The organism is Gordonibacter sp. (assembly GCF_036667095.1).
Lineage (GTDB): Bacteria > Actinomycetota > Coriobacteriia > Coriobacteriales > Eggerthellaceae > Gordonibacter.
Genome location: NZ_JAVWUP010000014.1, coordinates 1 through 13419 on the forward strand (window position 1 = coordinate 1; position 13419 = coordinate 13419).

The 13419-nt window shown below is 60.3% G+C and carries 9 protein-coding genes and 2 tRNA genes; 6 read left to right on the forward strand and 5 right to left on the reverse strand.

The window, feature by feature from the left end:
• Positions 1 to 65: 65 nt before the first annotated feature.
• Together RR842_RS02730 and RR842_RS02735 are read right to left on the reverse strand one after the other, a co-directional pair.
• Positions 66 to 141: transfer RNA gene (locus tag RR842_RS02730), tRNA-Thr, on the reverse strand.
• A 6-nt stretch (positions 142 to 147) separates the two neighbouring features.
• Positions 148 to 232: transfer RNA gene (locus RR842_RS02735), tRNA-Tyr, on the reverse strand.
• Positions 233 to 842: 610 nt separating this feature from the next.
• Between RR842_RS02735 and RR842_RS02740 the strand changes: the two genes are divergently transcribed.
• The 3 genes from RR842_RS02740 (at position 843) to RR842_RS02750 (ending at position 4206) form a co-directional block, all read left to right on the forward strand.
• A complete protein-coding gene (locus tag RR842_RS02740; protein ID WP_332511612.1) occupies positions 843 to 1997 on the forward strand; it encodes an NlpC/P60 family protein in 1155 nt (384 codons plus the stop codon).
• Between the two features lie 244 nt (positions 1998 to 2241).
• Complete coding sequence (locus RR842_RS02745; RefSeq protein WP_332511613.1) at positions 2242 to 2772, forward strand: DNA-deoxyinosine glycosylase; 531 nt, start codon at positions 2242 to 2244, stop codon at positions 2770 to 2772.
• Positions 2773 to 2916: 144 nt separating this feature from the next.
• The gene (locus RR842_RS02750; protein ID WP_332511614.1) at positions 2917 to 4206 is read left to right on the forward strand and encodes an aminotransferase class I/II-fold pyridoxal phosphate-dependent enzyme; all 1290 of its coding nucleotides are present in this window, start codon (positions 2917 to 2919) and stop codon (positions 4204 to 4206) included.
• An 85-nt stretch (positions 4207 to 4291) separates the two neighbouring features.
• Here RR842_RS02750 and RR842_RS02755 read toward each other — a convergent pair whose 3' ends face one another.
• Positions 4292 to 4759 (reverse strand): fatty acid--CoA ligase family protein, encoded by a 468-nt coding sequence (locus RR842_RS02755; protein WP_332728939.1) that lies wholly within the window; start codon positions 4757 to 4759, stop codon positions 4292 to 4294.
• A gap of 200 nt (positions 4760 to 4959) precedes the next feature.
• On the opposite strand from RR842_RS02755, the gene RR842_RS02760 reads away from it, so the two are divergent.
• Positions 4960 to 5868: a hypothetical protein gene (locus RR842_RS02760; RefSeq protein ID WP_332511616.1), complete on the forward strand. Its 909-nt coding sequence runs from the start codon at positions 4960 to 4962 to the stop codon at positions 5866 to 5868.
• A 208-nt stretch (positions 5869 to 6076) separates the two neighbouring features.
• Here the strand turns inward: RR842_RS02760 and nifJ are convergent, their stop codons facing one another.
• A complete protein-coding gene (gene nifJ, locus RR842_RS02765; RefSeq protein WP_332517366.1) occupies positions 6077 to 9616 on the reverse strand; it encodes a pyruvate:ferredoxin (flavodoxin) oxidoreductase in 3540 nt (1179 codons plus the stop codon).
• A gap of 309 nt (positions 9617 to 9925) precedes the next feature.
• On the reverse strand, positions 9926 to 10135 hold the full coding sequence (locus tag RR842_RS02770) for a hypothetical protein (protein ID WP_332553995.1): 210 nt from the start codon (positions 10133 to 10135) through the stop codon (positions 9926 to 9928).
• A gap of 381 nt (positions 10136 to 10516) precedes the next feature.
• On the opposite strand from RR842_RS02770, the gene RR842_RS02775 reads away from it, so the two are divergent.
• Together RR842_RS02775 and RR842_RS02780 are read left to right on the forward strand one after the other, a co-directional pair.
• Positions 10517 to 12136: an ABC transporter substrate-binding protein gene (locus tag RR842_RS02775; protein WP_332520900.1), complete on the forward strand. Its 1620-nt coding sequence runs from the start codon at positions 10517 to 10519 to the stop codon at positions 12134 to 12136.
• 322 nt (positions 12137 to 12458) lie between these two features.
• On the forward strand, positions 12459 to 13415 hold the full coding sequence (locus tag RR842_RS02780; RefSeq protein ID WP_332511620.1) for an ABC transporter permease: 957 nt from the start codon (positions 12459 to 12461) through the stop codon (positions 13413 to 13415).
• The last annotated feature ends 4 nt before the right edge of the window (positions 13416 to 13419 follow it).

Genomic DNA, 13419 nt, shown 5'->3' on the forward strand with positions numbered 1-13419 from the left:
CAGTGACGCCACGGGTATGAACCGTGTGCTCTAACCAACTGAGCTACACCGCCATGTTGAAAAAATGGAGCCTGCGATCGGACTTGAACCGACGACCTCTTCCTTACCAAGGAAGTGCTCTACCTGCTGAGCTACACAGGCGAAAAATGGTGGGCGCGCTAGGATTCGAACCTAGGTAAGCAAAGCTAACGGGTTTACAGCCCGTCCCCTTTAACCACTCGGGCACACGCCCATGATTCGCTTAATTCATGTGTATTTATCAAGCTGCCTGCCGCGTTTTCGGTTGATCCGAACGCGCGAGCAGATGAATAATACGCTAGGTTTCAAACCGTGTCAACTACCTACACGCCCCCGGGAGTGTCTTCACGATTCCTCCTCTTTCCTGAAGAAACGTCTCGAAAAGCCTTTATACCCGGCAATCTGGTTGCATTATTTTTCCGAGCCGAGCGCTTCCCCGCGCACATGATTGGTTCACCATATATATAGTAGAGAAGCGCTCTCGGTTGCTCCGCAACGGATTCCCCAAGACCCTCCCACCGCCCACTCTTTCCTTGCGCAGAATAGACTGCTCCATCCGCGAGACGGAGAGGGCAAAAGCGACCCTACTATATGTTGAATAAGCAGTTCTGTATTTTGTGGTCATCTATTTCCCCAGTTCCACGGCCTGTTTGCCTTCGTTTGACGACTTTGAAACGGATGAGAGGTATCCGCTCCAAAAAGCCCCATCGTTGAACTGGACTTATGAAAAGCGTCCATAACCTTTTTTGCCCATCAGGACAAACGTGCTATGATTCGCTCTGCTTTTGCCCCATACACACCACTTGCTCAATCTAGGAGGTTTCATGAGAGAGCAGACTAACGCACTCAGCAGGCGAGCGTTCATCGGCGGTGCCGCTATGCTCGGTGCCGCATCCATCGTAGCTCCCGCTACCGCTTTCGCAGAGACGGCCGCCGAAAAACAGGCCGAGGCGGATTCAGTGCGCAACCAGCTTATCGGGCTGCAGGCCGATCTCGAGGCGGCTGACGTAAATTACGGTAAGGCAGTTGGCGAACAAGCTGCTGCCCAAGCGTCCATGGAGGTCGAGCAGGCCAAAATAGACGAGGCGACCCAAAAGATCGCCGGCGTTCAAGACAAACTTGGCACACGGGCGCGCAGCATGTACCGCTCCGGGTCCTCTACGTTCCTCGACTTCGTCATCGGCGCAAGCACGTTCGAGGAGTTCACCCAGAACTGGGATCTGCTGAATAAAATGAACGAGGACGACGGCAAGATGGTCGACCAGACAAAGACGCTGCGCGAAGAGCTCCAAGCTTCCAAGGACGAGTTTGCTCGCCAGGAGCGAATCGCAGCCGACAAGGCTGCCGAAGCCAAGGCCATCCAAGACGAGGTGGCAGCGAAAGTCTCAAACGCAGCCGTGCTGCTCAATACGCTTGATGCAGAAGCTCGCGCCTTGCTCGAGCAGGAGCAGGCTGCGGCCGCGCGAGCCGCCTCCGAAGCGGCGGCTGCGGCCGCGGCAGCGGCAGCCGCCAGGAACCCCAGCAGCGGGTCCGGCGGAGGCTCGGGGTCGGGTTCTGGCGGAGGCTCCGGTTCCGGCAGCGGCTCTGGCTCTGACGGCTCCGGTAGCGAAGGTGGCGGCGGCGGAGCGGTCGGCTCTTACGATTCTGTCGTCGGCTATGCGATGTCGCGTATCGGATGCCCGTATGTGTGGGCTGCCGCAGGACCTAGCGAATTCGACTGTTCTGGCCTGGTACGCTGGGCGTATCTGCAGATTGGCGTTTCGCTTCCCCATCAAACGGAATCTCTCTATGCCTGTGCGAAGAACATCGTGCCGGTATCGCAAGCTCGTCCGGGCGACGTGCTCTACCGATACGGCCATGTGGGTATCGCCGTAAGCTACGGCGGTGGCCATTACGTGCATGCTCCCACCTTTGGAGCGCTCGTGCGCGACACCGATGCGCTGTCCTGGTCTGGCTTCACCGCTGCGCTGCAATTCTAGCTCCTCGCTCAATTTTGATTCTTCCTAGGAGGGCCTCGGCCCTCCTTCTTTATATGATGAGGGCCTCGCAAGACCTGGCAGGACTTCCGGGGAATGTCGATAGAGCTTTCGCGGTCGGCAGGTCTTCAGGAAGCTGCCCGACAGGGTTGCACGCCGCGAACACGCCCATCTTCCGCAGGCTCGAGAAAGGCTGACAAAGGCTTTCCCAAGACTATGATGCCGCCGGAGGCAAGGAGGACGCACCATGGCCGAGCCCGCATCGATCACCCATACCCTCGAACCTATCTTCGACGCGCGCTCGCGCGTATTGGTGCTGGGAACCATGCCCTCGCCCAAATCGCGTGAGGTTGGTTTCTATTACGGGCACCCGCAGAACCGCTTCTGGAAGGTTATGGGCACATTGTTCGGCGAGCCCGAACCGCAAGGAAACGAGGGGCGCACGGCGTTTCTGCTCGAGCACGGCATCGCGCTTTGGGACATATTGGCCTCATGTACCATCGTCGGCGCCTCCGATGCCTCCATCGCCGATCCGGTACCGAACGACTTGACGCGCATCGCCGCCTGCGCACCCTTGTCTGCCGTATTCACGACAGGAGGGACGGCCTCTTCGCTGTATCGGCGCCTGTGCGCCGATATGCTGCCGGGCATCCCCCACAGCAGCCTGCCCTCGACCAGTCCGGCCAACGCCCGCATGCGCTTGCCCGAGCTCGTTGACGCCTACCGCCCGGTTGTCGACGCGCTTTTTGCGACGGAGCCTCTCTCGCTCGGCACCTAGGGCACCTAGAGAGACACTGCTCGAGTTTACCGAATCGACCTCGACGCTCTCCCTGCAAAACCTTATACTGAACGAGGACTTCACCGAGAGGAACCGGCCGGCAAGGATGCCAGCCGCCACAGCGAACACGCGAAAGGAAGCACAATGCCCACGTACGCACAGCGGGAAAAGGACGAGCTGAGGGCGCTCAAAGCGCAGTTGGACGAGGAGTACGCCGGCATCTTGGCCAAAGGGCTCTCGCTGAATATGGCACGCGGCAAGCCCGGCGCCGACCAGCTCGATCTGAGCATGCCCCTGCTTACCGCCGTCGTTACCGCCGAGGACTGCCGTGCCGAAGATGGCACGGACTGCCGCAACTATGGCGTGCTGGACGGCCTGCCGGAGGCGAAGCGCTTCTTGGCTGCCATGCTGGACGACGAAGCCGACAACATTATCATAGGCGGCAACTCGAGCCTGACACTGATGTACGAAGCCGTGGCACGCTGCCTGGACTTCGGTACACTGGGCTCGAAACCGTGGTGCCAGTACGAGACGGTAAAATGGCTCTGCCCCACTCCGGGCTACGATCGCCACTTCGGCATCACCGAAGCGTTTGGCATACAGATGATCCCCGTACCCATGACCGAGGGCGGCCCCGACATGGACGAAGTGGAGCGCCTAGTGGCGGACGACGCATCCATCAAGGGCATCTGGTGCGTTCCGAAGTATTCGAACCCCGGTGGCGTGACCTATGCAGACGAGGTCGTGCGCCGCTTAGCCTCCATGCCGTGCGCAGCAGAGGACTTCCGCATCTTCTGGGACAATGCGTACTGCGTGCACCATCTCTATGACGAGGCAACCGAGCAGGACCAACTGCTCGACATCGCGACGGCATGCCGAGAGGCGAACAACCCGCACCGCTGCTTCAAATTCGCCTCCACCTCCAAGGTGACGCACCCAGGCGCCGGCATCTCCGGTATTGCCGCCAGCCCCGAGAACATCGCCGAGATCAGGCAGCGCATGGGCGTGGGCACGATCGGCTACGACAAAATCAACCAGCTGCGCCATGTGAAGTTCCTGAAGGATGCCGAAGGACTGGCACGCCACATGTCCCAGCATGCGGCTATTCTGCGGCCTAAGTTCGAGCTGGTGGTACGCAAGCTCGAAGAAGGCTTGTCCGATGTGGGCGACTGCTCGTGGTCGAACCCCCGCGGCGGCTACTTCGTGTCGTTCGACGCGCCCGAGGGCACGGCCAAGCGCATCGTGGGACTTGCTAAGGAAGCCGGCGTGATTATGACGGGTGCAGGTGCCACCTGGCCCTACAAGCAAGATCCTACCGACAGCAACATCCGCATTGCGCCGACACTGCCCCCGCTTGCCGAGCTTGAAGCCGCTATGGACGTGTTCGTGTGCTGCGTGAAACTCGCCTGGATCGAAAAGCTTTTGGAGGCGTAAGTAAACGGGGAGAGCAGGCAGGAGCACTCGGGCGCAAGGGGCGATGCAGATAAAATCCCACAATCTGGCAGACGAATCGGCCCCTCTACGGCTCGATCGATGCCTTGATAGCCTGGACGTCGACCTTGCCCGTAGGTAGTTTCGGCAACTTGTGGAAAAAGACGATGCGGTCGGGCAGCTTAAACTTGGCAAGGTGGCCCTGAGCCCAGTTGCGGAACAGCGCGCCGTCCATCGCCGTGCTGCGCTTGCAGACCAGCGCCACCGCTATTTGCTGACCCAGCTCGGGGTGAGGCAGCGGGAACGCAGCTACTTCGAGCACGGAGGGATGGGCGCTGTATAGGTGCTCGAGTTCGGCCGCGTACACGTTGAAGCCCCCGCGGATGATCATGCCGTCGATGCGACCAAGGATACGCACGTAGCCTTGGTCGTCGATAGAGGCCATGTCTCCCGTATGCAGCCAGCCGCCCTGTATCATTTCCGCCGTCTTCCCGGGATCCCTCCAGTAGCAGCGCATCATACAGGGGCTGCGTACGATCAGCCACGACACGACCATACCGAACGCCGCCCTCCTCCGCCATCCGCAGTTTGGGCGATATGGGGAAGGAGGGCGGCGTCGAGGCGCTATTGTGCGCTAAAGGGGGTATCAGAACATCTGTACTCTACTATATCGTTTTCGATTTCCAGCCGTTTCCTCAGAAAATGAACCTATACTATAGGATATCTCGCGCAGAACACGACAAGGTGGGTGAACACATGCAAAGCGTCAGTTCGGGATTATCGAACCTCATGGCCACGCTCGATCCCGATGCTGCCGAGAAGCTTCGTGTCGCCCAAAACAACCTGAAGTACAAGAAAACAGTACAAGCTATCTGGTCGGATAACCCCAATGGGGCCGAGTACCTACTCGCCCACACGAACAGCATCTACTTCAAAAAAGATGAAACACCGCGCAAAGGAGCCGGCAAGGACGAGGATCGGTTCGTGCTTGGAGTGTACATCGACGACTCCACCGCCCGCGCAGAGATCAACGCCCGCCGCGAGCTTTTGCGGCTGGCCTTGACGAAAGAGGGCATTCACATCGACGACCTGCTAATCCATCCCGCCATGCGAAGCGTCAAGGAACACCATCTGTTTCCCGAGTCTATCACCCACATCAACCAACTGCTGGGAAACGACCCCGCACGCGACCGAGCAATCTGCCACGCAGCCAAAACCGGCGCAGATCTCAAGGGTTCAGACCAGTCGAACCTGCTCGAAATCCTCAAGCGCGCCTTTTGTATCGCCTTCAACGACTTCGATCAAGCCGAGACCGTCCTGGAGAAAATCGAGGGCGCTGCACTTGCCGAGGTCACGTTCCGCAAGCATGACGCACGAGGTTTTCGCTGGTATCACTGCCATCTGTACGTGGATCAGTCCCACGTAAGAGGAATGGAAGCAATCGTCGCGGGATATGGCGATACGATCATATCCCGCGCAAAGCCCCTTGGACTGGGCATCCGAGATATTCTGGTGCAGGTGAGCCCCGCATCCATCCGTGGACGCCACGCCTTCCCTCCGGCCGGAAACCCCGAGCCCCTCAAGGACCTCGACTTGCAAAAACTTCGCTCCGAGTCGGCACGCGTAGCCGAAGAAGTACGCCAGACAATCCGCAAAAGCCGCTAAGGAATCGCCACCGGTCAAACCGCGCCACTGCTCAAAGAGCACGCCGTCACGCAAGGCAACGCTCCTCGTGCGAAGAGAACAAAGTCCGCCACGACCACAAGTCCTCAACGCGTTCGTCCCTATCCACGCAAACTGCGCGAACAGACAGAAAGGGTGGGATTGCCGGAACAACCCCACCCTTTCTCTTGCTGCTATTTATCAGAAGAACCTACACCTCGGCGTAGAGTTCCTTGAGCTTCTCCAGGTGCGCATAGCGATCCATAGCCGCCTTCTCGTTGCGCCCGAAGAGCTCTTGTGCGCGCTCGGGGAACTCGCGGGTCAAGCGGCTGTAACGGGCCTCGTTCATCAGGAACTCCTGGTAGCCGCCTGCAGGCTCCTTGGAGTCCAGAGTGAACTTCTTGCCGGCCTCGGCAGCCGGGTTGAAGCGGAACAGGTTCCAGTAGCCGCAGTCGACGGCCTTCTTCATCTCGTCTTGGCAGTTAGCCATGCCGCCCTTGATGGAGTGCATCTCACAGGGCGAGTAGCCGATGATAAGCGACGGTCCGGGATACGCCTCGGCCTCGGCGATTGCCTTGATGGTCTGGGCCGGCTTGGCACCCATGGCAACCTGCGCCACGTACACGTAACCGTACGCCATGGCGATCTCGGTGAGGCTCTTCTTCTTGATGTCCTTACCGGCGGCTGCGAACTGGGCAACCTGGCCGATATTGGTAGCCTTGGAAGCCTGGCCACCGGTGTTCGAGTACACCTCGGTGTCGAACACGAACACGTTCACGTTCTCACCAGAGGCCAGCACGTGGTCGAGGCCACCGTAGCCGATGTCATAGGCCCAGCCGTCGCCGCCAAAGATCCAGACGGACTTCTTGGCCAGGTACTCCTTGTTCGAGAGGATGCGTACCGCCAGCTTACTGGTCGCAGCAACCTTCTCAAGTTCGGCCACATACGCCTCGGCGGCCAGCTTGCCTTCCTCGACGTTGTCGCGCGCGTCGAGCCATGCCTGCGCGGCAGCCTTAACGGCCTCGCCCACGTCGCTGGCTAGCAACTGCTCGGTATCGGCCACCAGCTTGTCGCGCACCGCCTCGTGGCCCAACAACATGCCCAGACCGTGCTCGGCGTTGTCCTCGAACAGAGAGTTCGACCACGCCGGACCATGGCCGGCCTTGTTCAGGGTATAGGGAGAGGTGGCCGCAGGACCGCCCCAGATCGACGAGCAACCCGTCGCGTTCGTGATGTACATACGGTCGCCAAACAGCTGGGTGACCAGCTTCGCGTACGCCGTTTCGGCACATCCCGCACAAGCGCCGGAGAATTCCAGCAACGGCTGCTTGAACTGGCTGCCCTTCACCGTGGCATCCTCGAGCTCGGGCTTGTCGGCAATGTGCTCCACACAGTAGTCGAACACCTCTTGCTGGGACAGTTCCTCTGCCTGGTCGACCATTGCGAGTGAGTCGCTGGGGCACACGTTCACGCACACGCCGCAGCCCATGCAGTCCAGCGGCGACACGGCCAGCGTGTACTGGTAGACGCCCTTGCCCTTGCCGGCCTTGACCGGAACCAGCTTCGTGCCCTCGGGGGCAGCAGCTGCCTCGGCCTCGGTGAGCGCAAAGGGACGGATGGTGGCATGCGGGCACACGAAGGCGCACTGGTTGCACTGGATGCAGGAAGCAGCATCCCATGCCGGAACGCTCACGGCCACACCGCGCTTCTCGTAGGCGGCTGCACCCTGCTCGAACTGGCCGTCGGCATGCTCCATGAAGGCCGAAACAGGCAGGAGGTCGCCGTCCATGCGGCCGACGGGGTGCATGATGTCGTTGACCATGCGCACCAGCTCAGGACGGCCATGCAGCGCGGAAGCCTCGTCGGCGTCAACTGCCTCGGCCCAGCTGGCCGGAACCTCCACCTGCACGAATGCCGTAGCACCGGCATCGATGGCGCGGTGGTTCATGTCTACGACTTCCTGGCCCTTTTTCAGGTAGGACTTCGTGGCCGCGTCCTTCATGTACTGCAGCGCCTCGTCCTGTGGGATGACGTTCGCCAGCGTGAAGAACGCCGACTGCAGGATGGTGTTCGTGCGCTTGCCCATGCCGATCTCGCGGGCAAGATCGATGGCGTTGATGGTGTAGAGTTTGATGCCGTTGTTGGCAATATAGCGCTTCGCCTCGGCATTCAGGTGGTGCTCCAACTCCTCGGGCGTCCACTGGCAGTTGATCATGAACGAGCCGCCCGGCTTCACGTCGTTGACCATGCGGAAGCCCTTGGTGACGTAGGAGGGGTTGTGGCAAGCCACGAAGTCGGCCTTGTTCACGTAGTAGGTGCTGCGGATGAGCGAGTCGCCGAAGCGCAGGTGGCTGATGGTCACGCCGCCGGTCTTCTTCGAGTCGTACTGGAAGTAAGCTTGCACGTACTTGTCGGTATGGTCGCCGATGATCTTGATCGAGTTCTTGTTCGCGCCCACCGTGCCGTCGCCGCCGAGACCCCAGAACTTGCACTCGATGGTGCCCGCCGCCGCCGTGTTGGGGCTGTTCGGATCCTCGGGCAAAGACAGGTTCGTCACGTCGTCGACGATGCCCACGGTGAACTCACGCGCAGGTGCATCCTTCTCAAGCTCCTTGTACACAGCGAACACCGACGAGGGCGGGGTGTCCTTCGAGGCCAGGCCATAACGGCCGCCGACGACCGTCAGGTCGTGGCGACCTGCCTGCGCCAGTGCGCTCACCACGTCCATGTACAGCGGCTCGCCGATCGAGCCCGGCTCCTTGGTGCGGTCCATAACGGCGATCTTCTTCACCGTGCTCGGCAGCGCCGCCATGAACTTCTCGGTGACGAAGGGGCGGTACAGGCGCACCTTCACCAGGCCCACCTTCTCGCCGTGCGCGTTCAGGTAGTCGATAACCTCCTCGACCACGTCGCAGAACGAACCCATGGCCACGATCACGCGGTCGGCGTCCGGGGCACCATAGTAGTTGAACAGCTCGTAGTTCGTGCCCAGCTTCGCGTTCACCTGGTGCATGTAGTCCTCGACCACAGCCGGCAACGCATCGTAGTGGCTGTTGCAGGCCTCGCGGTGCTGGAAGAACACATCGCCGTTCTCGTGGCTGCCGCGCATGGCCGGGCGCTCGGGGTTCAGCGCGTGCTCGCGGAAGGCATCCACCGCATCCATGTCGCACATGTCGGCCAGGTCCTTATAGTCCCAAGCGGCGATCTTCTGCACCTCGTGCGACGTACGGAAGCCGTCGAAGAAGTTGATGAAGGGGATGCGGCCCTTGATGGCGGCAAGATGCGCCACAGCCGACAGGTCCATGACTTCCTGCACGTTAGTCTCGGCCAGCATAGCGAAGCCGGTCTGGCGGCAGGCCATGACGTCGGAATGGTCGCCAAAGATGCTGAGTGCCTGGGTGGCGACCGTACGCGCGCTCACGTGGAACACGCAAGGCAGCATCTCGGCCGCCATTTTGTACATATTGGGGATCATGAGAAGCAGACCCTGGGAGGCCGTATAGGTGGTGGTCAGCGCGCCCGCAGCAAGCGAGCCGTGCACCGCACCTGCGGCACCGCCCTCGGACTGCATCTCGCATACCTTTACCTTGGTGCCGAAAATATTCTTCTTGCCCTCGGCCGACCAAATGTCGACGTAATCAGCCATGGGGCTCGACGGGGTAATGGGGTAAATGCCCGCCACCTCGGTGAACGCATAGGACACATACGCTGCGGCGTTGTTGCCATCCATGGATTTGAATTCTCTCGTCATACACCTCTCCTTTGAAGGGAATCCTGCCCTGACCGGAATTTCACGCAAGGCGCCACCGCGATATGCGACTTCAAGCGCATTCGCGCCCGCAAGCCTCTACCCGTCCTCTCGCCGGGCGCCCCGTTTCCCCCAAGGGAAAACAGTATTTATGATACCAGCGCGCTTTACCCGGCTCGAGGGACACAGCGGCGGGCGGCGGCTGCGAGGGCGCGGATGAGCGGGAAACGGCCTTAAATGTGGCGAGAGCGTGAAGAGGGAGAATGGGGTTAAAATACCTTCATTTCAAGACGCGGGCCGACGGAGCCAGGCTCAGCAGATCCTTGTCCAGCTCCTCGGCGAGAACGGGCAGCGGTGCCAGAAGCACCCGTCTACCAAGATGGCGACCTTCTTTCCCGGCCGGGCGACGTCAGGGCGGCCCAACACCTTCCACCGCAGGCGGTAACCGGCAAGGCCGACCTCCCGCAAACGGGCGCGCATGACCAGTTCGGGCTTGGTGTCGCAGCGCCGATCGCCCTGCATGGACTTGCGCGCCGCCTCGCTTGAAGCAGGGGCACGACGGGGGGGCAGGTCAGGCTCTGTCCGCGGAGGAAGACTTGCCACCCGTGCTTTTTCGCGCCTTCGGCTTCTTGTTCTCTCCCGTTTCCATCATATCAACGTAAATGGATTGCTTTCGGTGGCATATGCGTGTTTTACCTTGTCCTGCAGGATTTACTGACTGCTTCAATCTTATTTTTAACCGCGGTCGAACAGGGCTATTCCCTTACCAAGATGACTCTCGGATTACAATTCTTTATTTTATCTCTTTTTTACCGGATAATGACCTCGGCATGTGCTCGTACCACAAAAACACGGGCGTAAGCTCGGGGCCGACGGCCCCGTACGAGATTCAGGAGGGAATCTATGAACGAAGTGAAAGCATCCTTGTCCCGCCGCACGTTCTTGGCGGGCGGCGCGGTCGCAGCTGCGGCAGCAGGCCTGACCTTGGCCGGCTGCGGTGGTGGCGGCTCGACCGACAGCAAGCCGGCCGAGGGCAACTCGACCCCCGCGGCCGAACCCGCCAAGGGCGGCACGCTCACGGGCGGCTGCGCCTACACGAGCACCAATGTCAACCCGGTTGGCTTGAACGGCGGCTCCGCCCTCATGCTGGCCGCGACATGGCACGTGTTCGAAGGCCTGTACGACCTCGATCTGCACACCTACAAGACCTACAACGCGCTGGCTGCCGCCGATCCCGTTAAGGTATCGGACACCGAGTACGAAGTGACGCTGCGCGACGGAGCCAAGTTCTCCAACGGCACTGCGGTGACCACCGCTGATGTGGCGAACGCCTTCGAGAAGAACATGCTGGATGCCACCTGCGGAGCGTTTTTGTCCTTTATCGATTCCGTTGCCGCCAAAGACGACAAGACGGTTTCCATCAAGCTCAAGTATGCCTTCGATGCCCTGCTCAAGGGCCGCCTGAGCGTTGTAAAGGTGTTCCCCGCCTCGCTCACCGAAGAGCAGCTCAAGACCATGCCCATCGGCTCCGGCCCGTGGAAATACGACACCGTCAATGGCGACGATGGCGGCACCATTGCATACCTGCCCAACGAGAACTACACAGGCTCGCTCAAGGCCACGGCCGACAGCATGAAGTGGAGCATCCTGCTGGACCCCACGGCCCGTACAACCGCTCTCCAGGAATCCACGATTCAGGTTATGGAGAACGTGCCTGATGCCAACGGCGACCAGCTGCTGGCCGCTGGTGCCACCGTTGAGTACATTCAGGGCTTCAACCAGCCCTTCTTCATGTTCAACACGCTAAAGGCACCGTTTGACGATTACCGTGTGCGCCAGGCATTCTACTATGCCGTAGACGTAGAGAAGCTCATTTCTAACCAGATGGCCGGCCATGCCGCCTCCATCACGGGCTTCCTTCCCGAAGATCATGCGAATTACCACAAGGCCGCCACGATATACAAGTACGATCCCGCGAAGGCCAAGAGCCTGCTTAAGGAAGCTGGCGCAGAAAGCGTCACGCTCACGCTGGTAGTGAATAACAACTGGGTAAAAGAGTTGGCCCCGCAGATCAAGAACGATCTGGATGCCGTGGGCATCAACTGCACCATCAACGAGCAGAAGATCAACTGGGCCGAGTACGCCGCATCCGACAGCGCGCTGGCCTACGACGTCATGCTGACCCCGGGCGACCCGACCTGCTTCGGCAACGACCCCGACCTGCTGATGAGCTGGTGGTACGGCGACAACATCTGGACCCAGGGCCGTACGTGCTGGCAGAAGGCCAAGGACGGCAAGTGGGCCGAGCTGCAGACGCTCATGCAGTCCGCTCGCGAAGAAGCCGACGCCAAGAAGCAGCAGGATCTGTGGAACCAGTGCTTCGACATCCTGGCCGAGCAGGTGCCGCTGTACCCGCTGTTCCATCGCGCGGTTGCTACGGGCTACCGGGCCGAGAAGATCACCGGCTTCCAGCCCATCGCCACGACGGGCCTCGTGTTCTTGGGTGCGAGCGCCACGGCGTAACACCAACACGTAGTGCCTTTCTTTAGCGTCACCCCTCAGAGCCCGCTTCCTCAGAAGCGGGCTCTTTACCTGCCCGTCCCAAGCGACCAGGTAACTCCGCACCAAGGCCCCACAAAAAAAGGGGCCCGGCACCGGGCCGGTGCCTCTTCTCCTCTTCTTCCTCTTCTTCTACCTGCAGCATACCCCTACTTTTTCGTAGGCAAACCGTAGAGACTCATATAGAATGAACACGGACTGCGCGCACGACGCACAGGATAGTCCTGCGCGTCGTGCGCGCAGCATCAATGAGAGAACGAGTTCCTACAAGCGAAAGGAGGATACGGTGAACAACTTGCTGCGGCTAATCGGACGGCGTCTTATAGCGTTGCCCATCATGATCTTCGGCGTCACCATCCTCGTATTCTTCGTTATGGCGCTTTCCCCCATCGACCAGGCTTACTCGGTGTTGGGCGAAAACGCATCCGAAGAACAGGTAAACCAGTATCGCGAGGACCATGGGTTGAACGACCCGGTCATCGTGCAGTACGGCAACTATATGGCAGGATTGTTCCAAGGTGACATGGGCACCTATGGTGCGGCAAACGCCTCGGTGGCCGAGCGCGTGAGCCAAGCGTTGCCCGTCACGCTGCAGCTTACCTTCTTCGGACTGATCATAGCGGTATTCTTTGCGGTCATCTTAGGCGTCGTATCGGCGCTTTACCGCGACAGATGGCCCGACCAGATCATCCGCGTGTTCTCCATCGCCTGCATCGCCACACCGTCGTTTTGGCTGGCCGTGCTGTTCATATTGCTGTTCTCGTCGATGCTTCACATTCTGCCCGCATCGGGAGACCTGCCGCCGCTGTTCACCGACCCCGCCGGCTGGCTCGCCCGCATGGCGATGCCCGCCATCGCGCTGGCCGTTCCGGTAACCGGGCAGCTCACCCGCGTCATCCGCACATCCATGGTCGAGGAACTCGACCGCGACTACGTGCGCACCGCACTTGGTGCCGGCATCCCGAAGAGCGTGGTCGTGGCCCGCAACGTGCTGCGCAACGCACTCATCACGCCGGTGACGGTGCTGGGACTGCGCGTGGGCTACCTTATCGGCGGCGCCGTGGTCATCGAGGTCATCTTCAACCTGCCCGGCATGGGCATGGCTATCCTCTCGGGTATCCAGTCCAGCTACACGATGCTCGTCCAGGGCGTCGTGTTGGTGGTTGCCATCACCTTCATCGTTGTCAACATTATCGTGGATATGCTTTATATCCTGATCGATCCCCGAATCAGGACGGTGTAGCATC